Genomic DNA, 23,830 nt, shown 5'->3' on the forward strand with positions numbered 1-23,830 from the left:
GTAAGTCCTGCATAAAAAAGAAAACACCTTGATTGTTATCAAGGTGTTGTAATAAGCTCAAAACTATCCGAATCAGCCCCAAGTACAAAAGGACTAACCTCGCCAACACAATAAAGGTGCAATTCATGCATCGCTCGCGTACAAGCAGTGTAGAACAATCTACGAACGCTCTCATTGCTGTACACATCTTTAGAAGCATCGTAAATAATAACGGCATCAAATTCGATACCTTTCGCTAAGTAAGCAGGGATCACGACAATGCCTTGTTCGTATTCAGCAGAGGTGCTCTTCACAAGTTTAATATCTTCAATGCTACTAAGTTCCTCATAGGCAGCGGCGCTTTCAGCTGCGGATTTACAGATGATTGCGATCGTATTGTGCTGCTCTGTTTGTAGTGCAGCAACTTTAGCAGTAATATGTTCGTGTAGTTCGTTGTGATTAGCTACTTTCGTCACTGTAGGTTTCGCGCCGTCACGTTCAAAGGCGTGAATGTTCTTCCCTTCCGGTACGAGAGCACGTGTAAATTCAATAATCGGTTTTGTTGAGCGATAGCTACGAGTTAAGTTAATGCCGTTTGTTTCGTCTGGCCCGTATAAATTCGTAAGTGTATCGAAATTCACCGTTTCACTCGCATGGGCAAATATCGCTTGGTTAAAGTCTCCGAGTACCGTCATTCTTGCAGCAGGGAAGAGACGTTTTAAAAACTCGAACTGGAACGGAGAGTAATCTTGCGCTTCATCTACGAGTACGTGTTTAATCGATCTGTTCGTTTGGAAGCCTTCAATTAATTCTTTTAAAAGTAAAAATGGAGTCGCATCCTCGTAATATAGCTTTCCTTCATCAAGCATGTTTACTGTTAATGAGCAAATGTCATCCCACTCTTTCGGTTTTTCCCCAGGAACCCATGATGCATCTGTGAAGAGCTGTTTATATATGCCTGTGAAATTGATGAAACGCAATGTTTGAACGCCTTTACGAAGCGGCTTCATTTTTTTACGGACAATCATACGCCCAAGTACTCTTGTTTCTTTCTCAAAGTCTTGAAAGGAGTTGTCGTCAAACTCGCCTTTTTTCTGTAAATATTTATAAGCCTTTTGGTATTCATCTTTACTAAGTAATTCAATTTCCTCTTCTACCCAAGGTTTTTTCAGTTCTGCTTTTTCAAGTGCATCTATTTGCTTATTTAGCCAATCCGTTAACTTCTCAATTCGACTATGGAAGCGGAGGGAGGAGTCAGTATTATAAAATTGCTCTGTAATTTCTTTAGCTGAGGCAATCAGTTTTCCTCTAAATTTCATTCCTCTAAATAGCATACCTGAAGATTCAAGAGATTGTCTGTACGTTCTAATCATCTCGAAAAATTGAGTGGATGCTTTAAATCGGATGCTCGCATTTCTCGTTTTATAGGTAGGGCTATTTGTTTCAGTTAGCATATATTCTAATTGCTCATAAGGGTCTTCAACGTCAAATGACTTACTCAGTCTATGATTTAAATATTCTTGGAATGTCACTTGCTGCATATTTTCTTCACCGAGTTCAGGTAGTACGTTAGAAACGTAGCTATTGAACATAGAGTTAGGGGAGAAGAGAATAATTTGATCCGCTTTTAGCCATTCGCGATATTTATATAGTAAGTAGGCGATTCGCTGCAGGGCAGCTGACGTTTTACCACTACCAGCAGCTCCTTGCACGATAAGGAGTCGGCCTTCATCGTGACGAATAATTTCATTTTGTTCACGCTGAATTGTAGCGACGATACTTTGCATATGTTTGTTCGTACCTTTTCCGAGCGCTTGTTGCAAGATTTCATCGCCAATTGTAAGGCTCGTATCGAACATAGAATCAATCTCGCCATTTTGAATAATGTATTGTAATTTTTTCTCCACATTGCCGTGAATTACGCCTTCTGGTGTACTGTATTCAGCCGGTCCTGGTGGATAATCGTAGTAGACACTCGAAATGGGTGCGCGCCAGTCATATATAAGAAAGTTTTCTCCGCTAGCATCAGTAAGTGTAGCAACGCCAATATAAATTTGCTCTGCGCTAGGTTCGCCTTCTTCTTTGAAATCAATTCGTCCGAAATAAGGTGCTTTATGCATGCGTTTTAGTGCGGCAAGTCGATTAAAGGTGTGCTTATGGGTAATTTGTGTGACAGCTAGTGACTGAGCTTGTTGTCTTAAGTTGATAACTGTTTCAAGATAATCATCAAAAGTATCCGTGTTCACTTTCACGTCATCCCAGAAGTGTTTACGAATATTGATTACTTCTGCCCGGCGTCTGCCAGTTTCATTTTTCAGCTTATCAATTTGCTGCGTAATCGTTTCGATTACGGTATCCAATCTTTTTTGCTCTAGATCAAGTTTTTTGTTCATACGGTAAGCACTCCTTTAAAAGTGAAAAATAGAGGTTGACTGAAGATGTGTTTTGGTGTACAATTAAAATACGGGTAAATACGTTATTCTCTTTTTGTAAAACGTGTTTCTGTACTAATTTAACATAGTTTTTGAATTTAATCAATAATGATGAGATAAACCCTTGGTTCCACGCGTTGTGAATCAAGGTTTTTTTGTTTTTCTGTAAGAAATAATTGCAATTTTGCCGAGGATGATCTAAGTAAAGTATAGAAACAATCAGGAATAGGGGGATACTGATGGGAAAATATTTTGAGGAAGCACATCGTTTTTGTTCTCGTAATAGAAAGCACTTAGAAAAGGATGTTATATGTGGTTGTTTCTATTGTTTAGAAATTTTCCATCCAGAAAAAATTACAGAGTGGTGGGATGATGATAACACAGCAGTTTGTCCGTATTGTGGGATTGACTCTATTATAGGGGAAAGTTCAGGATTTAGAATCACAGAAATGTTTTTAAGTGAAATGCATAAAAGATGGTTTTAGTTAAACGAATGAAAAAATAAACTTTCGTTAACGAAGAGGATACATAAAAAAGCTCGGGCCTAAGCCCAAGCTTTTTACTTCATTATTTCTTTTCTTCTTTTTTATCGTCAGCTTTTTTCTCTTCGAAAAGATCTTTTAAATCTTTATCGTCAACTTTTACGTCAGCTTTTTTGATTTCTTTCATCATAAGATCATTCATGAATGCAGCATCTTGTGCTTTTTTCTGAACTAGATCTTTTTTGATGTCGCCTTTTACTTCATCAAATGGTTTTTGTTCTTTAATGTCTGTTACTTTAATGATGTGGTAACCGAATTGTGATTTCACAGGTTCGCTTACTTCATCTTTTTTCAGCTTGTAAGCAGCATCTTCGAATTCTTTAACCATTTTACCAGCAGTAAAGTAGCCAAGGTCTCCGCCTTTTTCTTTTGAACCAGTATCTTCAGAGTATTGTTTCGCTAACTCTTCGAAAGATTTACCTTGTCCAAGTTCTTCTTTTACCTTTTTCGCAGTAGCTTCATCTTTTACAAGAATGTGGCTTGCTTTAATTTCAGGCTTGTAGTTTTCTTTTAGTTCTTTATCAGTGATTGTTTTCTCGATAGCTTTTTCTTGAGCTAATTGAGCACGCACACCAGTTTTTATAGTTTCTTCTTTAATACCTTGTTGTTTTAATAGTGTATCGAATTGATCACCGTATTGTTTTTTCATTTCATCGAACTTTTTGTCTACATCTTTGTCTTCAACTTTGTAGTTTTTAATAAGTACTTTTTCCATAACCATGTTGTTTAGTACTTGTTTACCAGCTTGTGTCTTCATTTGATCGTAGAATTCTTCTTTTGTAATGTCACCAGCTTTAGATGTAACAATTTTGTCTGATGATGATGTTCCACATGCTGATAATGCGATTACACTTGTTGCGGCTAAGGCAAGCATAGCTTTCTTCATTCGATAAACACTCCTACTATTATGTATTTTTAATTTATCCTACACCAATGAATTTTGATTCATAAGAGCCCGATTAAGTCTCACTGATACTTTTGCTTTTTTATATTGGTAAAGCGCGCTTAACAGGGCTTACCGAGGCTGAGGATAAAGTTTTGATGAATGTTTTGTTCTATAGTATAAGCAATATGTACAAAATTTAATATATCATATTTCGAACCGTTTTCATATTGATAAAGAAAAATTAACCAGCACGTGTCAGATTTTGAAAGTGTGCCATATTGGGCGTATGCCGCATATACAGAATAGAGGAGGGGATGGGGATGAATTCTCAACTTATTTTATTACTTGTACTGTTTATTTTATTGGTTATTGTAGGTATAATTTGCTTATAGAGGAAAAAAGTGAGGAAGGGGCTTTCCTTCCTCACTTTCCATGAAATATAATTTCTATATAACTAGAAATTAATAAAATTGTTATACATACATTAATAACCCGAAAGACACCGGGCTGGCGGCTCGCAGCTATTTGTTTTCGTTCACACAGTGTATGTGTCATGAAATTCGTGTAAAATATAACAAGAAGTGCAAATGCGACAAAAACAACTGTTATAAGTGTCATGAGGCGAGACCTCCTTTTGGCTAAAATACATATACATATATTGTATCACACGATATTTTGTTCGTGTTACAAAATTCAGAAATAGAAGACTTTGTGTTAGAAAGTGAGGGAGAAAATGGACGTTGTTAGAAGATTAGAACAAGCTGAATACTATGTAGACCTACTATTTAAAATGATTGATGAAGAGAAGTGTCCATTTTATTCTTTGATCATAAAGAAAAAAGCTCGTAAAAAAGATATTGAACGTATACTAAATCTTTGTGAAAAACTGAACGAGCAATATGTAGTGGAGAAAGCAGAAGGGCTTCTTTTGTTCGATGCGCTGTTAGATCAATTTGAAAAAGCGCTTCCACATCAGCTCGAAGTACACGAAACTGCGGAAGCGCTAGCAAAACAGGGTTTATTTAAGCCGCTTATGAATGAATTCTTAAGCATGATTGCGAAAAAATAAATAGATTATTTCTTAACTAACTTTTGATCGGATTCTGTAAAGTTCTCTTCAATATCTTCTAATGATTTCTCAAAAATATCGATAAAGTCTTGTCCGTAAATATTACGCAGGATTGCAATCAGTTCGATATTTTCTGGGAACTTCCCATAAAAATTACGAAGTGCAAGAGCCCCATTAAACACTGAATTATTTTCAGGATCATACTCCTCCATTAAGCGAAGTAGTAATTCTTCCCCTTTGTCTGTAATTTCAATGTACGTATTTCGTTTATCATCTTCCTTTTTTGAGAATACAAGATAGCCGCGTTCTTCTAGCTTTTTAGAGAAGTTAAATGCCGTTGATACGTGCATAACTCCAAACTTAGCAATCTCAGAAATAGAAGCCCCTTTTAAATGATAAGCGATTGTTAAAATATGATGTTCATTAATATTTAAATCGTAAGGTTTAATCCACTGCTGCCAATCTTTCTCTACACATTTCCATAACGCTTTCGATAATTGAGCAATGCGTTGGCTGAAAATCATCGCTTCTTTTACCGAGTAATCTTTTTCTCCACTTTTCATTTACTCACCCACTTTAACATTCTTTTTCATTACTATCTATTATGCCAGTAAAATAAAAATTAATAAAGTCTTTTTGTAAGAATTGTGAAAATTTTTTAACAAAATGACATTCTATACAAATCATGCATAACTATGGAAGCGTTTTATGAGTCGTGAATACATGTGTTGTCCTTACATGTTAATTGATAACATATATTGTAAATGCATAAAAACACGGCATATCTATACGATATGCCGTGTCAAGGTCAATTTATATAAAAAATATTTGTTATATGCAAAAAACTAAGCAGGAATTTGTTTACGCTTTTTCTGGAACAGCTTCTTGCAGTTTCTCAATTGACTTTTGGATGTCCAAAATTTCTTTCTCAATATGGCGCTTGTTTTGAGAAATATCTTGTTTCCAATTAGAAAGAGTGTCTTGCATGTCATCTTTTAGTTCTTGAAACACTTCTTTACCTTCTGAAGCAGTTTCAACAATTTGACGCTTTAATAATTTCGTATCAGCTGTAATATCAGCTAAAGTCTTTTTAATATCATTTCCTTTTTCTTTTAACTTGCCGCGCATGTCTTTACCAGAAGAAGGAGTTGAGAAAAGAACGGCTAGTCCAGCAACTGCTCCGCCGCAAATAACACCTGTAATAAAGGATTTAGCTTTTGACATAAAAGGAGACCTCCTTATTTTTTGTTCGTATTCATGATGTGAAAAAATATGCATATCTTTCTTATATGTGCTATGCACAAACAATCATCCCTGAGCATTTTAGGTGAAGAAACAAGCCATGCGGAATTTGATGACTTCAGGGAAGTGGCTTGTTATGTATTACGCCTTCTTATAGTGTCATTATTTCACACTATTTGCAATTGTACTTGCGATGTTTTGTAAATTTTCCATAGTGTATTCATTTTGGTGTGATTTCCAAACAGCACCGAAACCATCTTTTTCACCGTAGCGTGGAATTAAATGAAGGTGGAAGTGGAACACAGTTTGTCCAGCTTTTTCACCGTTATTGTTAAGTAGGTTAAAGCCAACTGGATTAAACTCTGTTTTAATCGCATTTGCGATTTTTGGAACGACAGAAAAAATATGTGATGCGATTTCTGGCGTTAACGCAAAAATGTCTTGTTTGTGAACTTTCGGAATAACAAGAGTATGTCCTTTTGTTACTTGACTAATATCTAAAAATGCAAGCACATGTTCATCTTCGTATACTTTTGAGCAAGGGATTTGCCCGTCAATGATTTTACAAAAAATACAATTGTCTGCTGTATGATTCATTGATCTCATCCTTTCAAATATCCTTAGCCGTATTTTACCATAATTACATAAGAGAACAAACACGAAAAACAGGAAGCTGACTCAGCTTCCTGTTTTCTGAAGAGGGATTGAAAAAGCATTATCGTAATTTACGTTTCGCAGACACCTCATTTATTTAAGAAATGCACGGTAAATCGGCTAAAGTTTCTGCCGTAGACACCCCATTTTCAAGTGAAATGAATTGCAATCTTTTTTAAAATGAAATTGTTTATTTTTTAAAACAGTATATGCTCTTTCAGAGACACCCCGTTTCGAAAATGAAACAAATGATCTGGTTATGTGTAAATTTCATTGTCCAACTTGGACACCCCATTTCATGATGACTTCACTATGTTGTTGTACTCATCAATTGGTGGTTGCTTTTTCAATGTGTTCCTTCTTCAATAATTATGATGTCCGCTTTCGGGAAATTATATGCTAATAAATTTAAAAATTATTTTGAGTACATGGATACTATGTAGTACAGCATAATTTTTGGTAAGATGAATATAGAATGAATACTAATGAAGAAAGTGGTGTCGTATGAGCGAGTTATTGCGTGTAGAAAATGTTACAGGAGGATATACGAAACGACCTGTATTAAAAGACGTTTCGTTCTCTGTTAATAAAGGCGAACTTGTCGGCTTAATCGGTTTAAATGGAGCTGGTAAAAGTACGACGATTAAACATATTATCGGTTTAATGGAACCGAAAAAAGGAACTGTCACAATTAATGGGAAAACAATTCGTGATGATATGACAGCGTACCGTTCTAGCTTTTCATTTATTCCGGAAACGCCGGTATTATATGATGAATTAACGTTAGAAGAGCATTTGAAATTAACAGCTATGGCGTATGGCGTGGATGAAAAACAATATGAAGAACGTGTAGGACAACTACTACAAGAGTTTCGTATGAAAAATCGTTTAAAATGGTTTCCATCTCATTTCTCAAAAGGGATGAAACAAAAAGTAATGATTATGAGCGCATTTTTAGTGGAGCCATCTCTTTACATAGTAGATGAACCTTTCGTTGGATTAGACCCGTTAGCGATTCAATCCCTTCTTCAAATGATGGACCAAATGAAAAAGAGTGGTGCCGGTATTTTAATGAGCACACATATTTTAGCGACGGCAGAGCGTTATTGTGATTCGTTCATTATTTTGCATCAAGGTGAAGTAAGAGCGAAGGGAACGCTATCTGAACTGCAATCACAGTTTAATATGCCAGGTGCAACGTTAGATGATATTTACATTGCATTAACGAAGGAAGAAGATTATGAATAGCACAGCGTTATGGAAAGAACGATTTCGTCAATTTCTAAAAGAAGTTCGTACATATAGTAAATACGTATTTAATGATCATTTGAAATTTATTTTCGTGTTCATCATCGGTGCGGGAGCGTATTATTACCAGCAATGGTTACAAACGTTAACAACTTCGTTTCCAACTGCGCTCGTAATGGCAGTATTAATTGGACTCGTGTTAACGGCTGGATCCATTCAAACATTATTAAAAGAAGCGGATCTCGTTTACTTACTGCCAGTTGAAGAAAAGTTAAAACCTTACTTCACAAAGGCATTTCTTTTTACATTTATGATTCAGTTATACATAATCGCAATCGTAGCAGCCGCGCTTGCTCCGTTATACTTCCAACAAATGAAGCAAACAGGAGCTGGCTACATATGGATCGTACTCGCATTTGTCATTGTAAAAGCGTGGAATTTATTTGTAGCGTGGGAAAATTCATTTTTAACAGATCAAAATATACAAAGGGCTGATTGGTTTATTCGTTTTATCCTAAACGGTTTATTTGTATATTTCCTTGTAGAACGTACTTCAGTTCTTTTCATTGGTGGAATCGTCCTTCTTATGGTGTTATACCTTGCTATCATGCATCAAATGGTCAAAGGAAAGCCACTAAACTGGGAGTATTTAATTTCCGAAGAAGGTAAGAAGATGATGCTACTGTACCGCATTGCGAACATGTTCGTTGATGTACCAGCATTAAAAGAAAGAGTATCTCGCCGAAAATGGCTTGATTTCATTCTTTCGATAATCGGCGAAAAGCGTACATATTTATACTTATATACGAGAACATTTTTAAGATCAGGTAACTATTTTGGATTATATGTGCGCCTGCTCGCTCTAGGTGGAGTTATTCTTTACTTCATTCCGTTTTTATATGGACGATTTATCGTAAGCCTTATCTTCCTATACTTAATCGGTTATCAGCTATTAACTTTATGGAAACATCACCGCATGAAAATTTGGCTTGATTTGTACCCAGTAGGCGGAGAAGAGAAGAAGAAAGATTTTCTTACTTTATTAAATGCAATTCTTATTACAGGTAGCGTTATATTTACAATTATATTTGCACTAGCAACGAAAGATTTCATGATGACAGGAATTTTACTTATCGTAAGCATATTATTTAGTATCGGTTTCGTTTACCAATACGGGGCGAAGCGCATTGAGCGTTTAAATTGAAAGGAATGAACCTATGATTACATACGAAGAGAAGGTTATAAAAGAATTGGAGCAGTGGAAAGCTACATTCATGAAAGATTCTTCTATGATGACACGGTTCTCCAAAAAAGTGCAGACGAAGGTGCAACAGCTCATTCCGGCGAAAGTACAAAAGGTACTAACAGAGACGATTCGTATGATGGTGCAAACGATTAGCGCCGGGTCAAACTTTATAAAGCCGAAGCTAAAAGAGACGACATGGTCACTGCAAAGACGTGACGATGAAGTTCGTAAAAAAATGGATGAGTACAAAAAAATAGCAGCGGCAGAAGGAGCAGGGACTGGAGCTGGTGGTATTCTCCTCGGTCTTGCTGACTTTCCGCTTTTACTTACAATTAAAATTAAATTTTTATTCGATGCAGCGACATTGTACGGATTTGATACGAGTAAACAAGAAGAGCGTCTTTTTATCCTTCACGTTTTCCAACTTGCCTTTTCAAGTGACGATCACAGAAAAGAAATATGGAAAGCAATCGAAACGTGGGATACAGAAAAAGAAAATCATATGGACTGGGAAAAGTTCCAAACAGAGTACCGAGACTATATTGATTTAGCGAAAATGCTTCAGCTCGTCCCAGTAATCGGTGCCCCAGTCGGCGCATATGCGAACTATCAATTACTGCAAAGGCTTGGAGAAGTGACGATGAATTGCTATCGTATGCGATTGCTGAATAGGGATTAAAAACAAGGCGTCCTACATATGTAATGTAGGACGCCTTTTCTTAGAAGCTAAGTCCGATATAGCTAATTCCAACTATAATCAATACGATAAAAAGTACAATGATTAATGAAAATCCGCTCTTACCAGCTTGTCCCGCTTCACCGCCGCCATTACCACCACTACCGCCATTACCACCAAGTCCCATATGATATCCTCCTTATTGTTATATGTTGCTTTTACTTTATAACTTTCTGTATTTTTCAATAAATACCTTCTGTAGTGCTAACTAAATTGAAAATCATTTCGTTTTGTTTTATAATTTACTTACCGACCGGTAAGTAAAAATAAGTGAGGTACAGTATGACGAAGAATTTACAAACATCGCAGAACATTGTAGAGGCATCATTTAAACTTATGGCAGAACACGGCATTGAGAAGATGAGTCTTTCCATGATTGCGAAAGAGGTAGGTATTTCAAAACCGGCTATTTACTATCATTTTTCTTCTAAAGAAGCGTTAGTTGATTTTTTATTTGAAGAGATTTTTTCTGATTATCATTTTACAAAGTACTTTAATGAAGAGCGGTATACGAAAGAAAACTTTGCAGAAAAGCTAATCGCAGATGGTTTACATATGCTCTCTGAGTATGAAGGGCAAGAAGGAATACTACGCGTTATCAATGAATTTATCGTAACTGCATCACGAAATGAAAAGTATCAGAAACGTTTATTTGAAATACAAGAGGATTTTTTGCATGGTTTCCACGATTTATTGAAGAAAGGCGCGAGACTGGGCGTTGTGTCACAACATGAAACGGAAGAAAATGCTCATACGCTAGCGCTTGTGATCGATAATATGAGCAACTATATGCTCATGGGATTCCATCTAAAGTATAAAGAAATTTGGATTCGAAATGTGAAAAACGTAATGAAGGAGGAGTAAAAATGAAAATGCAAAAAAACTGGTGGCTCGGTTTTCTTGGATTTATTGGGGTTTATAAAATACCAGGTATGATTGAAGCTTTTCAAGCGGATGGAAATTGGATGAAGTTAATCGGTTTCATTTGGCTACTTTGGTTCGGATATTTTATTCCTGAGAAGAAAGAAGATTAAATTCCAATTTTCTGTAAAGTTACGTAAAATATAGATTAAGAGTATTCATATATTAGATTACTAGATTTGGAGTGGTTACATGGATCCATTGAAAAATGAAATTCACCCTGACATGGTCAAGGTGTGGAAAGTTCGTGCTGTAATTGAAGAAGGGATCGGTATACTCGTCATTTTAGCTTACCTTTTCCTCATGATAAAGTTTGATTGGTGGGCGTGGATTTTGTATGTAATGATTGGGCTGACAGTTGTGTTCGCACCATTTTCGTACTTCTTATTCCCGAAACTACGTCAACGTTATTACAGCTACCAACTAAATGAAGAAGAACTTGAAATTCAGCATGGCCTTTTCGTTGTTAAGCGTGTATTAGTGCCGATGATTCGTGTACAGCACGTAACGATTGAACAAGGACCAATTATGAGAAAATATGGCTTAGCAGAATTACACATTTCAACAGCAGCAACTTCTCATAGCATCCCAGGCTTAACGATGTATGAAGCAGAAATGTTGAAAACGAAAATCGCAGAATTAGCGAAAGTGAGTGATGAGGATGTATAAGAGGCAGCATCCAATCACGATGTTATTAGAATTAAAAATAACAGATTTTATACCACTCATTATTTTTATGTTTAGCTTAAACGGAAAATTCCCGTTTTGGTATTTAATTCCCGCAGCATTTGGTTTACTCACCGTTTTTTCAGCATTTGAAAAATGGTATTACACAACATATTGGGTTGAAAATAACGTATTACATGTGAAAAAAGGTCTCTTCGTGAAAAAGGAGAGCTACTTAAATAAAGAACGTGTTCAAACGATTAATACAAGTTCTAACGTACTATATCAAATGCTCGGTTTGAAAAAAATTCAGATTGAAACAGCTGGTGGGGGCGATGAAGCAGAAGTTAGCTTAGCTGGTATTACGGCAGAAGAAGCGGCGGAGCTTATTACTTTGCTAAATGAGCCAACTCCAGAAGTGAAAGCAGAAGGAACATTAGACGAAGCAGCAGAAAATGTAGTAGAAAAAGAAATTGTTACAGAAGAAAAACAAGCGACAGAATATAAATTAACTTGGAAAGAGATTTTATTAGCATCTGTTACATCTGGTCAATTTGGACTATTATTCTCTTTAATCTTTTTCGTTTATCACCAAGTAGATGAGTACATTCCGAAATGGATAGAGAATGGCGTAAAGTCGTATGTAATGGAACATGATATATATGGCTGGATTTTCATGGTAGCCATGTTACTCGTTCTTTCTTGGATTATATCTACAATCGGTTACGCGTTAAAACATGGCGATTTCACAGTGAATCGAAGAAATGACGAAGTCCGCATTTCGCAAGGATTGCTTGAGAAAAAAGAGCTCGTACTAAAATTGCATCGTATTCAAGGTATTACGATAAAAGAAAGTATTTTACGCCAACCATTCGGTTATTGTGCTGTGCAAGTAGAAGTCATTCAAAGTAAAGGAATGAGTGACGAAAAAGAAAAGGTTACACTGCACCCAATCATTCGAAAAGATCGAGTACAACAGTTACTCGCCCATTTACAATTACCATACGAACTGAATGCAAACATTATTGCATTACCAAAAGCAGCATTGCGCCGTTATCTCATTGATAGTTTTATCTTTTTCGCTATGCTCGCAATCCCGCTTACTGGAATAAGTATATACTCTGAAAAGCACTTCATCATGTGGGCATTAATTCCGCTCGCGATCCTCATCTTTACACTTGGATACGCAACATTTAAAACAAATGGTTACAGTGTTAACGGAGAACAAATTACACTTGTCTATCGTAGCGTCGGAAAATATACAGGACTTATTAGAAGAAGACATGTCCAATCAATGGAGAAGACACAATCATATTTCCAGCGCCGAGCGGATTTATGTACGTATAAGTTTTCGAGTGCATCATCTAGTTACAAAATAGAGCATACGAGAGTAGAAGATGCGGAGAGAATGCAGGATTGGTATAAGAAGAAGTTAAGTGAGAATTAAGTGGAACGGCTCGCCTTTCGCGGAAGACGGGCTATTTTTTTATGCGAAAATAATGAATAATATATGTAAAGAAACAAGCGAGGTGAATGAGAGTGAGCAAATTTTTAATACCGTATTCATTTTCTATATTAAGTTTCTTTATTTCAGCAACAGCACTTGATTTATATGATAGGATGGGAAACAATAGTGAGCTGGTTTCGCCGAACATAATTGGAAAGATAATTCAATCTACTGCGCAAATGGGAGTCCTTACATTGTATTTCGGAGTACCTATTATTTTAGGTGGCTGTCTACTTGGTGAGCTATTGTTTAGAGGTATCATTTTACGATTTAAACTCAGCTATATTATATCTTTATTATTATATCTACTTTTAGCTTTTAGTATTGTTTTCGTAACGGTAGGCATTCCAACTACATATGAAGATTCTAATACATTTTTCATGGGGATAACTATGATTTGTGCTGTGACATTCTTTATGGGCCGGAATATATGGGAGAAAAAAGAAATGAATAATGGAGTAACAGAATGAAATATACATGTCCGTGCTGCGGGTATAGAACAATAGAAGAAGAACCACCAGGTACATATGAAATTTGTAATATATGTTACTGGGAAGATGATGAGGTACAGTTTAACAATCCTGACTTTGAAGGCGGTGCAAATGAAGTCTCGTTAAGACAAGAACAGAAAAATTTTATTGTATTTGGTGCTTGCGAGGAATGTTTTATTGGATTAGTTAGAAAACCGACTAGTGAAGATGTGAAGGATGCTAGTTGGCAGCGAATTTGTTAAGTGAAATGTTATTACTCAATTCAATGGGAGTAATAACATTTTTTATTTAGTGCTGAAAGAATTACTGCCGTCTTATAAGGTAATAAGAAGGACTAAATTGGTAAATTTTATTAATGGATATATTTTCAATAAATACAAAAGTATAGATGTATAGTCAGCTTTGTGTGTTTAATGTTATCATATTGAATGATATGGAAATTTTTAATAGAATAAGTAACTAAAAATTCAAAGGTAATGAAGCTTTTGTTGTATAAAGAAAATACTTAGTAGTAATGAACAATATTAAAAATAAGATTCGTATTTATATAAATTTAGTAGAAATGGGGTTTTAAAAAGGAATGAGTATAAGCATAACGCGGCAAAAGATTTTGGCGGCCGCTTCTCAAATTGTGCAATGTAAAGGGGTTGCTAAATTAACCTTAGAAGCAGTGGCAAAAGAGGCGGGTGTAAGTAAAGGTGGATTATTGTATCACTTTTCAAATAAAGAAGCTTTAATAGAAGGTATGATAGTCAGAGGGGTAGAGGATTATGAAGGGGCCATTTACAATAAAGTAGCGGAAGACTCAGAGAGGAAAGGGAGATGGGTTCGCTCTTTTGTAGAGGAAAGATTAAATAATGAGAGAAGAACAGAAGAGTTATCTAGTAGTATGATGGCAGCATTCATGTTAAAACCTGAATTACTTGAGCCATTACAACAATCATTTCAGCAACTGCAAAAGAATATAGAAAATGATGAGATAGATTCAGTTTGTGCAACAATTATTAGATTAGCAGCAGATGGATTATGGTATTCGGAATATTTAGGGGTTGGAAGACTAAGCCCCGAGTTAAGAGAAAAAGTGATTCAAGCTCTTATTAGTAATTCATATAAATAGAATATACGAACTATATAATGCGAAAATAATTCACCATTGCTTCTTTAATGTAGTGGTGAATTGTTTTTTTTATTAGAAAAATAGAACAATTTTATAGAGTATTGAATTATAACCGTCCAGACGGTATAGTAATATTTGGTTTAAGAGGAAAATGAAACAAAAAAAGAATAAAAGATATTTTTAGCACACTATTCGAAAGGATAGGCCGCAAAGCTTAGAGTCTACGGTAATACATATTGGTTACTAAGATCGTCTGGTTGCACATTTTTGATGCAACCGGACGGTCTTTTTTTGTTATATAAATATAAAAAATAGGAGGGAACTATGCAAATGAAAAGTACTAAAAGACATATTTCAATGGTTTCATTAGTTTTTCTAGTATTATTTTCAGTGCTGAATGTGTGGGCTCCAGTTATTCAAGCTGCTGTGATGAAAAGTCCAGTGGACGAAATTAATATTTCCCGTACTGATGGCACGACATCTGAACCGTATCAAGCCTCAGATGGTATGAAAGTAGAAGTGAAGTGGTCAGCTAAAGAAAAAATAAAAAGTGGAGATCAATTCACAATTGATATGCCAAAAGAGTTTCGAAAAGACCTTATGAATATGAGTTTTCCTTTAAAAGATGCTGAAGGAAAAACAGTTGGTACATGTGAGATGAAAAAGGGTCTATTAACGTGTACTATGGGTGATTACGTAGAAGGAAAGAATAACATTAAAGGTTCTTTATTCGTAGAATTCTACTTTGGTCTAGAAGCATATGATGGTGTTAAAGAAATTCCATTAGAATTTAACGTTGATGGTCAAATCGTCAATAAAGAAGTAAATGTAAGTAATACGACAGAGAGACCGAAGCCACAGCCCAATACAGATAATCTATTGAAATGGGGTTCTTATAATCAAGAAGATCCTTCGATTGCTGATTGGCTTGTATATGTAAATGCAACTGGAACAGAAATGCAAGATCTTAAATTAACAGATACATTAGGACCTGGGCATGAGTTAATTACAGACAGCGTAGTATTAGAAGAGGCTGTATTTGAAGATGGTTATGCACCAACAAATATTAAGCCAGCAGATTTATCTAACATTAAAATTAATGCAACAAAGGCTGGATTTACAATTGAGTTTCCAGACAGTTCAAAAGGTTATATTTTAAGATATAAAACAAAGATTACTAATCCTTCTGCAAAGCCTCATAAAAATACTGTGAAATTAGAAGGTAAAAATATTAAAACTGAAGAAAAAGTAGGACAAGTATTTGTAAGTGGTGGGGGAGGATCCGGTTCAGGTGACAATAATCCACCTAGTATTGAAAAAAATATAGTTGATGAGAATGGCAAGCTTGTAGAGAATGAGCAGCTAACACAAATGGATCAAGTAATTCAATACCAAGTTGGTACACATATACCGAACGATCCTCCTAAATACACATCAATGGTAATTCGTGATGATTTAGAAGATGTTTTAGAAGTATTAGAGGCAAAAGTGTATGATCAAAATGGCCAAGATATTACTTCTAAAGGGACGTTAAAGATAGATAAGCAAAGAAGTGAAGTAACATTTACGTTTGGTGAGAATTTTGACTATAAGTCATATGAAGACCAGAGAATCAATCTTAGTATCAAGGCGAAAATTAAAAATAATGCAGACTTATCTTCTTACGTAGATAAGAAGATTCCTAATAAAGCGGAATTACATTTTGATGATAAAACATTAACATCAAAAGAAGTAACTATTACGCCGCCTGAAGCTCCAAAAGACGGTACAGTATCGATTCATAAAATAGATTCTGAGGATCTGAACAAAGGGTTAAAAGGTGCCGAATTTGAAGTTCGAAATAGTGCAAATGAAGTTGTTGCAAAACTGAAAACGGACGAAAAAGGTTTTTCAGTACCTCAAACTTTAGCTCCTGGAACGTATAAAGTTTATGAAACAGTAGCACCAGAAGGATATCAAAAATTAAAAGAACCAGTAGAGGTTACACTTCAAGCTGGAGAAACAAAAACAATTGAAATTAAAAATACTATGCAAAAGGGTCAAATTGAAGTAAAGAAAATTGATTCGGAAAATGGTGAGAAACCATTAGCAAATGCAGAGTTTGATATAGTAAAAGACGGTGTAGTAGTCGAACATATTGTTACAGATAAAGATGGTAAGGCAATCTCTAAACCGTTAGCACCAGGAAAATATATTTTAAAAGAAACGAAAGCGCCTGAAGGCTACCAATTAAAAGAAACAGAGTTCGAAGTAAATGTAACAGGGGACGGCATATTCCCAATACAAGTGGAAAATGCAATGGTAGACAAAGGTAATATAGAAATTACAAAAGTGGACAAAGAAAACGGGGCAGTATTAGCGGGTGTCGAATTTGAAGTCCAAGATGAGAAAGATGAAGTAGTAAGAAAAGTAGTAACAGATAAAGATGGAAAAGCAAATGTTTCAGATCTATCAGTAGGAAAGTACAAATTTGTAGAGGCGAAAAGCTTACCAGGTTATAAAAAGCTAACAGAACCAGTACCATTTGAAATAAAAAAAGGTATGACAAAAGCTTTAGCAATAAAAGTAGAAAATGAGCAGTTAGACAAAGGCTCAGTAGAAATTACAAAAATAGATAAAGATAGTCAAAAAGTATTAGAAGGCGTAGTCTTCGAAGTGCAAGATGAGCAAGGCAAAGTAGTAACAGAAGTAAAAACAGATAAAGATGGTAAAGCAAAAGTCTCTGATTTATCAGTAGGGAATTACAAATTAGTAGAGACGAAAAGTTTACCAGGCTACAAAAAGCTAACAGATTCAGTATCATTCGAAATTACAAAAGGTATGACAACAGTCCTATCGTTGAAAGTAGAAAATGAACAGTTAGATAAAGGTTCAGTAGAAATTACAAAAATAGATAAAGACAGCAAAAAAGCATTAAAAGGCGTAGTTTTTGAAGTGCAAGATGAAGCTGGAACAGTAGTAAAGGAAGTAAAAACAGATAAAGATGGTAAAGCAAAAATCTCAGATCTATCAGTAGGAAAGTACAAATTAGTAGAGAAAGAAAGTTTACCAGGCTATAAGAAATTAACAGAGCCAGTATCGTTTGAAATTACAAAAGGTATGACCGAGATTTTATCATTAAAAATAGAAAATGAAATGGTAGATACGGGAAATATAGAGATAACAAAGATAGATAAAGATAATAAAGCACCGTTAGCGGGAGTAACATTCATCGTACAAGATGAAAAGGGTAAGGAAGTTACGAAAGTAACGACAGATAAAGAAGGAAAAGCAAATGTTTCAGATTTACCTGTAGGAAAGTATGAATTAGTAGAGGTAGAAAGTTTACCTGGTTATAAAAAGTTAGAAAAACCAGTATCATTTGAAATTAAAAAAGGCATGACCGAGGTCCTATCATTGAAAGTAGAAAATGAAATGGTGGATACAGGGAATGTAGAGATAACAAAAATAGATAAAGATAGTAAAGCTCCATTAGAAAATGTTGTATTTGAAGTACGTGATTCAAAAGGAAAAGTAGTTGCAAAAGTAACGACGGATAAAGAAGGAAAAGCAAACGTTTCAGATTTACCTATTGGAAAGTATGAGTTAGTAGAAGTAGAAACACCGGCAGGATACAAACCACTAGAAAAGCCAATTTCATTCGAAATTGAAAAGGGTAGAGTAACAGCATTACAATTGACTGTAGAAAATGAATTAGTGGATACAGGAAATGTAGAAATTACAAAAGTAGATAAAGAAAATAAAGATGCTTTAGCTGATGCAGTCTTTGAAATTCAAGATGAAGCAGGACAAGTAGTCGCTAAAATAACGACAGATAAAAAAGGACAAGCACAAGTTACTAATTTATCAGTCGGCACATACAAGTTAGTAGAAGTAAAAGCACCAAAAGGATATAAACAATTAGTAGATCCGATTACTTTCCAAATTGAAAAAGGTATGACAAAATCTCTTGCTTTAACAGTAGAAAACGAAATGTTAGACAAGGGAAATGTGGAAGTAACAAAAGTAGATAAAGATAGTCAAAAAGTATTAGAAGGCGTAGTCTTCGAAGTACAAGATGAGCAAGGCAAAGTAGTAACAGAAGTACAAACAGATAAAAATGGTAAAGCAAAAATCTCAGACTTATCTGTAGGAAAGTACAAATTAGTAGAGAAAGAAAGCTTACCAGGCTACAAACAATTAACAGAACCAGTATCATTCGAGATCAAAAAAGGTATGACGAAAGTTTTATCATTGAAAGTAGAGAACGAACAGTTAGATAAAGGTTCAGTAGAAATTACAAAAGTGGACAAAGAAAGTGGCGCAGTATTAGCGGGCGTAACATTCGAAGTGCAAGATGAAAAAGGCAAAGTAGTAACAAAAGTAACGACAGATAAAGAAGGACAAGCAACAATTTCAGATTTACCAGTAGGAAAATATAAGCTAGTAGAGGTAGAAAGCTTACCAGGATATAAAAAACTAGCGAAACCAGTATCGTTCGAAATCAAAAAAGGTATGACAGAAGTTTTATCACTAAAAGTAGAGAACGAATTAGTAGATAAAGGCTCAGTAGAAATTACAAAAGTGGACAAAGAAAGTGGCGCGTTATTAAAAGGCGTAACATTCGAAGTGCAAGATGAAAAAGGCAAAGTAGTAACGAAAGTAAAAACAGATAAAGAAGGAAAAGCGAAAATTTCAGATCTATCTGTAGGGAATTACAAACTAGTAGAAGTAGAAAGCTTACCAGGCTACAAAAAGCTAACAGAGCCAGTATCATTCGAAATTAAAAAAGGTATGATAGAAGTCTTATCATTAAAAGTAGAGAATGAACAGTTAGACAAAAGTTCAGTAGAAATCACAAAAGTAGATAAAGATAGTCAAAAAGCATTAGAAGGCGTAGTCTTCGAAGTACAAGACGACAAAGGAAAAGTAGTAACAGAAGTAAAAACAGATAAAAATGGTAAAGCAAAAATCTCAGACTTATCTGTAGGAAAGTACAAATTAGTAGAGACGAAGAGCTTACCAGGTTACAAAAAGTTAACGGAACCAGTATCATTCGAAATTACAAAAGGTATGACGAAAGTTTTATCATTGAAAGTAGAGAACGAACTGTTAGATAAAGGTTCAGTAGAAATTAAAAAAGTAGACAAAGAAAGTGGCGCAGTATTAGCGGGCGTAACATTCGAAGTGCAAGATGAAAAAGGCAAAGTAGTAACAAAAGTAACAACAGATAAAGAAGGAAAAGCAACAATTTCAGATTTACCAGTAGGAAAATATAAGCTAGTAGAGGTAGAAAGCTTACCAGGATATAAAAAACTAGCGAAACCAGTATCGTTTGAAATTAAAAAAGGTATGACAGAAGTTTTATCACTAAAAGTAGAGAACGAATTAGTAGATAAAGGCTCAGTAGAAATTACAAAAGTGGACAAAGAAAGTGGCGCGTTATTAAAAGGCGTAACATTCGAAGTGCAAGATGAAAAAGGCAAAGTAGTAACAAAAGTAACAACAGATAAAGAAGGAAAAGCGAAAATTTCAGATCTATCTGTAGGGAATTACAAACTAGTAGAAGTAGAAAGCTTACCAGGCTACAAAAAGCTAACAGAGCCAGTATCATTCGAAATTAAAAAAGGTATGATAGAAGTCTTATCATTAAAAGTAGAGAATGAACAGTTAGACAAAGGTTCAGTAGAAATCACAAAAGTAGATAAAGATAGCCAAAAAGTATTAGAAGGCGTAGTCTTCGAAGTACAAGACGACAAAGGCAAAGTAGTAACAGAAGTAAAAACAGATAAAAATGGTAAAGCAAAAATCTCAGACTTATCTGTAGGAAAGTACAAATTAGTAGAGAAAGAAAGCTTACCAGGCTACAAACAATTAACAGAACCAGTATCGTTTGAAATTACAAAAGGTATGACAGAAGCTCTATCATTAAACATAGAAAATGAAATGGTAGATACGGGAAATGTAGAAATTACAAAAATAGATAAAGATAATAAGGCACCGTTAGCAGGTGTAGTCTTTGAAGTACAAGACGACAAAGGCAAGGTAGTAACGAAAGTAACGACAGATAAAGCTGGAAAAGCAACAGTTTCAGATTTATCAGTAGGAAAGTACAAGCTAGTAGAAGTAGAGAGTTTACCAGGCTACAAAAAATTAGAAAAGCCTGTACCATTTGAAATTAAAAAAGGTATGTCAAAATCTTTAGCGTTCACTGTAGAAAATGAAATGGTAGATACGGGGAATGTAGAAATCACAAAAATAGATAAAGACAGTAAAGCACCATTAGAAAATGTTGTATTTGAAGTACGTGACTCAAAAGGCAAAGTAGTTGCGAAAGTAACGACGGATAAAGAAGGAAAAGCAAACGTTTCAGATCTATCAGTAGGAAAATACAAATTAGTAGAGACGAAGAGCTTACCAGGTTACAAAAAGTTAATGGAACCAGTATCATTCGAAATTACAAAAGGTATGACAAAAGTCTTATCATTGAAAGTAGAGAACGAACAGTTAGACAAAGGTGCAGTGGAGATTACAAAAATGGCCGCTGAAAGCAAGGAAGTCTTATCAGGAGCTGTGTTTGAAGTTCATGATGAAAAGGGAAAAGTAGTAGTGAAAGTAAAAACAGATAAAGATGGAAAGGCAAAAATCACAGATCTATCTGTAGGTAACTACACACTAGTAGAAGTAGAAGCACCAAAGGGATATGAAAAATTAACTAATCCAATTCCATTTGAAATTACAAATGGAATGATAAATGCAGTTCAATTAGAAGTATTAAACAAATTGAATCATTTAGCACCACCAGGTCCAGAAACACCAGATCCAGAAAAGCCTGGAACACCAGATCCGGAGAAACCTGGAACACCGAATCCAGAAAAGCCTGGAACACCGAATCCAGAAAAGCCAGGGACACCGAATCCAGAAAAGCCTGGAACACCAGATCCAGAGAAACCTGGAACACCAAATCCGGAAAAGCCTGAAAAAGAATTACCGAAGACAGGGCAGAAAATGCCTGTGGAACCATATATGGGAGCACTTCTTGTAATGATGAGTTTTGGGTTACTCGTATTAGGTAGAAAACAGCAGAGATAATAAAGGTGAAAAGGTATCCTCAAAGTATTTGAGGATACCTTTTTTAGCATAAAAAAAAGCATCTAGCAAAAGTACTAGATGCAAATAAAAACACAAGGGAAGACAAAATTCTTCCCTTTTCCCGTATGTAATTATATCAAAAAAATTATAAAAAACTAGCTATATTTAAAATATAATTTTTAAAAAAGTTATATACATAAATAATTGCAATACGCGCAGTTTTATCTTTCTGAAAAATCCATTTCTTTAATTTCGAATATTAAGACTAATGTTGATAAATCTTCAGATAATTAGAAAAAATACCCAAAAGGATATATAATATTGCTTAATAAATAATTTTAATGAATTACATATATTTCATTTGGTGTATTAATTGAATATCATAATTTTAAATTTTATTAAGCAAGAATCTCGGTTACTTATTGCATTTCTAACATAGGGTGAGATAGAAAAATACAATAGTGTGGAGGTTTTTATAATGACGTTTGTTCTTAGTAAAATGAATGGGTTTAGCATAGAAGAAAAGGTACATGAATTTGAATCTAAAGGATTCCTTGAAATCTCAAATGAAATCTTTTTACAAGAGGAAGAGAATCATCGTTTATTAACACAAGCACAGTTAGATTATTATAATTTGGAAGATGATGCGTACGGTGAATGCCGTGCTAGATCTTATTCAAGGTATATAAAGTATGTTGATTCACCAGATTATATTTTAGATAATAGTAATGATTACTTCCAATCTAAAGAATATAACTATGACGATGGCGGGAAAGTTAGACAGTTCAATAGTATAAATGATAGCTTTTTATGCAATCCTTTAATTCAAAATATCGTGCGTTTCGATACTGAATTTGCATTTAAAACAAATATAATAGATACAAGTAAAGACTTAATTATAGGTTTACATCAAGTAAGATATAAAGCTACTAAAGAAAGACCATCTTTTAGTTCACCTATTTGGTTACATAAAGATGATGAACCAGTAGTATTTTTACACCTTATGAATTTAAGTAATACAGCTATTGGTGGAGATAATTTAATAGCTAATTCTCCTCGGGAAATTAATCAGTTTATAAGTTTGAAGGAGCCTTTAGAAACTTTAGTATTTGGACAAAAGGTCTTCCATGCCGTAACGCCACTTGGAACAGAATGTAGTACGGAGGCTTTTCGTGATATTTTATTAGTAACATTTTCTTATAAGGAGACAAAATGAGAGAGAATAAAATAATTATGATTTCTGGAGCCAATAGCGGTATAGGTCATGCTTGTATAAAATACTTTTTAGAAAAATCATTTTATGTAATAGCGCTTGATATTAATAATAATAATTTAATAGATTATATGAAAACAGATATGCCTTTGAAAGTAGTGCAAATTGATTTAAGTAATAGCGAAGCGATTCATAATCTTTTTACTCAATTAGATTTAGAAAAGCTTTCTCCTGATATATTAATAAATGCAGCTGGTATTCGAGAGATAACACCTGTTTTACATTTATCCGATGATATGTTTAAAAAAGTAATTGATGTAAATTTAGTAGCCCCATTTATCCTTTCTAGGGAAGTAGCTAAGCGATGGTGTGAATCGAAAATAAAAGGTTGTATTGTGAATATAGCATCGGTTTCTGGATTAATGGCTGAACCAGAGCGAGCTGCTTATGTTGCATCAAAGCATGCTTTAATCGGATTGACTAAACAGATGGCTATGGAATTTGGGAAGCAAAATATAAGGGTAAATAGTATTTCTCCCGGTGTTATTAGAACTGAACTTACAGAAGAATACTTTAGTAATAAAGCCTTGATGTCTATGATAAAAAGTAATCAATCTTTAGATACTTGGGGGTTGCCGCAGGATATTGTTTCATGTATTGAGTACTTGATTTCTGATCAGGCCCGCTTTATTACTGGTTCTAATTTTGTAATTGATGGTGGTTGGACTGCTGGGAAAAATTTATAATTGAGTGTTTTTGAGGAAAAGCACCTGTCCTTTTTTTAGGCTGGTGTTTTTCTCACTATAAACC

Annotated in this window: 22 protein-coding genes and 1 riboswitch; of the genes, 15 read left to right on the plus strand and 7 right to left on the minus strand. The window is 34.7% G+C overall.

Annotated elements, in window-relative coordinates; translation table 11 throughout:
- Positions 1–38: 38 nt before the first annotated feature.
- A complete protein-coding gene (gene helD / locus ACTFRM_RS01760) occupies positions 39–2,372 on the minus strand; it encodes an RNA polymerase recycling motor HelD (protein ID WP_173600889.1) in 2,334 nt (777 codons plus the stop codon).
- A 278-nt stretch (positions 2,373–2,650) separates the two neighbouring features.
- Between helD and ACTFRM_RS01765 the strand changes: the two genes are divergently transcribed.
- Complete coding sequence (locus tag ACTFRM_RS01765) at positions 2,651–2,896, plus strand: hypothetical protein (RefSeq protein WP_000521398.1); 246 nt, start codon at positions 2,651–2,653, stop codon at positions 2,894–2,896.
- 82 nt (positions 2,897–2,978) lie between these two features.
- On the opposite strand, the gene prsA is transcribed toward ACTFRM_RS01765, so the two are convergent.
- Both prsA and ACTFRM_RS01775 read right to left on the minus strand, forming a co-directional pair.
- A complete protein-coding gene (gene prsA, locus ACTFRM_RS01770) occupies positions 2,979–3,839 on the minus strand; it encodes a peptidylprolyl isomerase PrsA (protein WP_000710058.1) in 861 nt (286 codons plus the stop codon).
- A 423-nt stretch (positions 3,840–4,262) separates the two neighbouring features.
- Positions 4,263–4,457 (minus strand): hypothetical protein, encoded by a 195-nt coding sequence (locus tag ACTFRM_RS01775; RefSeq protein WP_000172690.1) that lies wholly within the window; start codon positions 4,455–4,457, stop codon positions 4,263–4,265.
- Between the two features lie 115 nt (positions 4,458–4,572).
- On the opposite strand from ACTFRM_RS01775, the gene ACTFRM_RS01780 reads away from it, so the two are divergent.
- Positions 4,573–4,908, plus strand: a complete 336-nt coding sequence (locus ACTFRM_RS01780; RefSeq protein WP_000383655.1) for a DUF1878 family protein — start codon at positions 4,573–4,575, stop codon at positions 4,906–4,908.
- A 5-nt stretch (positions 4,909–4,913) separates the two neighbouring features.
- On the opposite strand, the gene ACTFRM_RS01785 is transcribed toward ACTFRM_RS01780, so the two are convergent.
- From ACTFRM_RS01785 to ACTFRM_RS01795, 3 genes are all read right to left on the minus strand, one after another.
- Entirely contained in the window at positions 4,914–5,471 is a 558-nt protein-coding gene (locus tag ACTFRM_RS01785; protein WP_000834924.1) for an HTH-type transcriptional regulator Hpr, read from the minus strand.
- Positions 5,472–5,769: 298 nt separating this feature from the next.
- Positions 5,770–6,132 (minus strand): YtxH domain-containing protein, encoded by a 363-nt coding sequence (locus tag ACTFRM_RS01790; protein ID WP_000030302.1) that lies wholly within the window; start codon positions 6,130–6,132, stop codon positions 5,770–5,772.
- A gap of 180 nt (positions 6,133–6,312) precedes the next feature.
- Entirely contained in the window at positions 6,313–6,747 is a 435-nt protein-coding gene (locus ACTFRM_RS01795; protein WP_001016841.1) for an HIT family protein, read from the minus strand.
- A 561-nt stretch (positions 6,748–7,308) separates the two neighbouring features.
- On the opposite strand from ACTFRM_RS01795, the gene ecsA reads away from it, so the two are divergent.
- The 3 genes from ecsA to ecsC are packed head-to-tail and all read left to right on the plus strand — an operon-like array spanning position 7,309 to position 9,977.
- Positions 7,309–8,052: an ABC transporter ATP-binding protein EcsA gene (gene ecsA, locus ACTFRM_RS01800; protein WP_001292603.1), complete on the plus strand. Its 744-nt coding sequence runs from the start codon at positions 7,309–7,311 to the stop codon at positions 8,050–8,052.
- The gene (gene ecsB, locus ACTFRM_RS01805; protein ID WP_001089159.1) at positions 8,045–9,256 is read left to right on the plus strand and encodes an ABC transporter permease EcsB; all 1,212 of its coding nucleotides are present in this window, start codon (positions 8,045–8,047) and stop codon (positions 9,254–9,256) included. Before ecsA ends, ecsB begins: the two co-directional genes overlap by 8 nt.
- Before the next feature lie 13 nt (positions 9,257–9,269).
- The gene (gene ecsC / locus ACTFRM_RS01810; protein WP_000634142.1) at positions 9,270–9,977 is read left to right on the plus strand and encodes an ecs operon protein EcsC; all 708 of its coding nucleotides are present in this window, start codon (positions 9,270–9,272) and stop codon (positions 9,975–9,977) included.
- 40 nt (positions 9,978–10,017) lie between these two features.
- Here ecsC and ACTFRM_RS01815 read toward each other — a convergent pair whose 3' ends face one another.
- Positions 10,018–10,161 carry a YjcZ family sporulation protein gene (locus ACTFRM_RS01815; protein ID WP_000522759.1) on the minus strand — a complete coding sequence of 48 codons (144 nt, stop codon included), beginning with the start codon at positions 10,159–10,161 and terminating at the stop codon, positions 10,018–10,020.
- 155 nt (positions 10,162–10,316) lie between these two features.
- On the opposite strand from ACTFRM_RS01815, the gene ACTFRM_RS01820 reads away from it, so the two are divergent.
- The 10 genes from ACTFRM_RS01820 (at position 10,317) to ACTFRM_RS01865 (ending at position 23,766) form a co-directional block, all read left to right on the plus strand.
- Positions 10,317–10,898 (plus strand): TetR/AcrR family transcriptional regulator, encoded by a 582-nt coding sequence (locus tag ACTFRM_RS01820; protein ID WP_000164837.1) that lies wholly within the window; start codon positions 10,317–10,319, stop codon positions 10,896–10,898.
- Between the two features lie 2 nt (positions 10,899–10,900).
- Complete coding sequence (locus tag ACTFRM_RS01825; protein ID WP_000783813.1) at positions 10,901–11,068, plus strand: hypothetical protein; 168 nt, start codon at positions 10,901–10,903, stop codon at positions 11,066–11,068.
- A gap of 79 nt (positions 11,069–11,147) precedes the next feature.
- On the plus strand, positions 11,148–11,624 hold the full coding sequence (locus tag ACTFRM_RS01830; RefSeq protein ID WP_000371358.1) for a PH domain-containing protein: 477 nt from the start codon (positions 11,148–11,150) through the stop codon (positions 11,622–11,624).
- Positions 11,617–13,068: a PH domain-containing protein gene (locus ACTFRM_RS01835; protein ID WP_000278215.1), complete on the plus strand. Its 1,452-nt coding sequence runs from the start codon at positions 11,617–11,619 to the stop codon at positions 13,066–13,068. Before ACTFRM_RS01830 ends, ACTFRM_RS01835 begins: the two co-directional genes overlap by 8 nt.
- A 92-nt stretch (positions 13,069–13,160) precedes the next feature.
- Positions 13,161–13,598 carry a hypothetical protein gene (locus ACTFRM_RS01840; RefSeq protein WP_000033012.1) on the plus strand — a complete coding sequence of 146 codons (438 nt, stop codon included), beginning with the start codon at positions 13,161–13,163 and terminating at the stop codon, positions 13,596–13,598.
- Positions 13,595–13,861, plus strand: a complete 267-nt coding sequence (locus tag ACTFRM_RS01845; protein WP_000877843.1) for a CPCC family cysteine-rich protein — start codon at positions 13,595–13,597, stop codon at positions 13,859–13,861. The genes ACTFRM_RS01840 and ACTFRM_RS01845 overlap by 4 nt, the downstream gene beginning before the upstream one ends.
- A 338-nt stretch (positions 13,862–14,199) precedes the next feature.
- Entirely contained in the window at positions 14,200–14,736 is a 537-nt protein-coding gene (locus tag ACTFRM_RS01850; protein ID WP_000028022.1) for a TetR/AcrR family transcriptional regulator, read from the plus strand.
- A 172-nt stretch (positions 14,737–14,908) separates the two neighbouring features.
- A riboswitch (cyclic di-GMP riboswitch) is annotated at positions 14,909–15,001 on the plus strand.
- Between the two features lie 59 nt (positions 15,002–15,060).
- The gene (locus tag ACTFRM_RS01855) at positions 15,061–21,807 is read left to right on the plus strand and encodes a SpaA isopeptide-forming pilin-related protein (protein WP_440043072.1); all 6,747 of its coding nucleotides are present in this window, start codon (positions 15,061–15,063) and stop codon (positions 21,805–21,807) included.
- Positions 21,808–22,285: 478 nt separating this feature from the next.
- On the plus strand, positions 22,286–23,023 hold the full coding sequence (locus ACTFRM_RS01860) for a 2OG-Fe dioxygenase family protein (RefSeq protein WP_000144813.1): 738 nt from the start codon (positions 22,286–22,288) through the stop codon (positions 23,021–23,023).
- Positions 23,020–23,766, plus strand: a complete 747-nt coding sequence (locus ACTFRM_RS01865) for an SDR family NAD(P)-dependent oxidoreductase (RefSeq protein WP_001208949.1) — start codon at positions 23,020–23,022, stop codon at positions 23,764–23,766. The genes ACTFRM_RS01860 and ACTFRM_RS01865 overlap by 4 nt, the downstream gene beginning before the upstream one ends.
- Positions 23,767–23,830: the final 64 nt, after the last annotated feature.

Source organism: Bacillus cereus group sp. MYBK227-1 (assembly GCF_051916325.1).
Classification (GTDB): domain Bacteria; phylum Bacillota; class Bacilli; order Bacillales; family Bacillaceae_G; genus Bacillus_A; species Bacillus_A cereus.

Excerpts from the sequence above, each read along its gene's own strand:
- ACTFRM_RS01795 (WP_001016841.1), bottom strand. The coding sequence starts at position 6,747 with ATGAATCATACAGCAGACAATTGTATTTTTTGTAAAATCATTGACGGG.
- ecsB (WP_001089159.1), top strand. The coding sequence starts at position 8,045 with ATGAATAGCACAGCGTTATGGAAAGAACGATTTCGTCAATTTCTAAAA.
- ACTFRM_RS01780 (WP_000383655.1), top strand. The coding sequence starts at position 4,573 with ATGGACGTTGTTAGAAGATTAGAACAAGCTGAATACTATGTAGACCTA.
- ACTFRM_RS01830 (WP_000371358.1), top strand. The coding sequence starts at position 11,148 with ATGGATCCATTGAAAAATGAAATTCACCCTGACATGGTCAAGGTGTGG.
- ACTFRM_RS01850 (WP_000028022.1), top strand. The coding sequence starts at position 14,200 with ATGAGTATAAGCATAACGCGGCAAAAGATTTTGGCGGCCGCTTCTCAA.
- ACTFRM_RS01790 (WP_000030302.1), bottom strand. The coding sequence starts at position 6,132 with ATGTCAAAAGCTAAATCCTTTATTACAGGTGTTATTTGCGGCGGAGCA.
- ACTFRM_RS01775 (WP_000172690.1), bottom strand. The coding sequence starts at position 4,457 with ATGACACTTATAACAGTTGTTTTTGTCGCATTTGCACTTCTTGTTATA.
- ACTFRM_RS01785 (WP_000834924.1), bottom strand. The coding sequence starts at position 5,471 with ATGAAAAGTGGAGAAAAAGATTACTCGGTAAAAGAAGCGATGATTTTC.
- prsA (WP_000710058.1), bottom strand. The coding sequence starts at position 3,839 with ATGAAGAAAGCTATGCTTGCCTTAGCCGCAACAAGTGTAATCGCATTA.
- ACTFRM_RS01860 (WP_000144813.1), top strand. The coding sequence starts at position 22,286 with ATGACGTTTGTTCTTAGTAAAATGAATGGGTTTAGCATAGAAGAAAAG.
- ACTFRM_RS01845 (WP_000877843.1), top strand. The coding sequence starts at position 13,595 with ATGAAATATACATGTCCGTGCTGCGGGTATAGAACAATAGAAGAAGAA.
- helD (WP_173600889.1), bottom strand. The coding sequence starts at position 2,372 with ATGAACAAAAAACTTGATCTAGAGCAAAAAAGATTGGATACCGTAATC.
- ACTFRM_RS01855 (WP_440043072.1), top strand. The coding sequence starts at position 15,061 with ATGCAAATGAAAAGTACTAAAAGACATATTTCAATGGTTTCATTAGTT.
- ACTFRM_RS01865 (WP_001208949.1), top strand. The coding sequence starts at position 23,020 with ATGAGAGAGAATAAAATAATTATGATTTCTGGAGCCAATAGCGGTATA.
- ACTFRM_RS01835 (WP_000278215.1), top strand. The coding sequence starts at position 11,617 with ATGTATAAGAGGCAGCATCCAATCACGATGTTATTAGAATTAAAAATA.
- ACTFRM_RS01765 (WP_000521398.1), top strand. The coding sequence starts at position 2,651 with ATGGGAAAATATTTTGAGGAAGCACATCGTTTTTGTTCTCGTAATAGA.
- ACTFRM_RS01825 (WP_000783813.1), top strand. The coding sequence starts at position 10,901 with ATGAAAATGCAAAAAAACTGGTGGCTCGGTTTTCTTGGATTTATTGGG.
- ecsA (WP_001292603.1), top strand. The coding sequence starts at position 7,309 with ATGAGCGAGTTATTGCGTGTAGAAAATGTTACAGGAGGATATACGAAA.
- ecsC (WP_000634142.1), top strand. The coding sequence starts at position 9,270 with ATGATTACATACGAAGAGAAGGTTATAAAAGAATTGGAGCAGTGGAAA.
- ACTFRM_RS01820 (WP_000164837.1), top strand. The coding sequence starts at position 10,317 with ATGACGAAGAATTTACAAACATCGCAGAACATTGTAGAGGCATCATTT.
- ACTFRM_RS01815 (WP_000522759.1), bottom strand. The coding sequence starts at position 10,161 with ATGGGACTTGGTGGTAATGGCGGTAGTGGTGGTAATGGCGGCGGTGAA.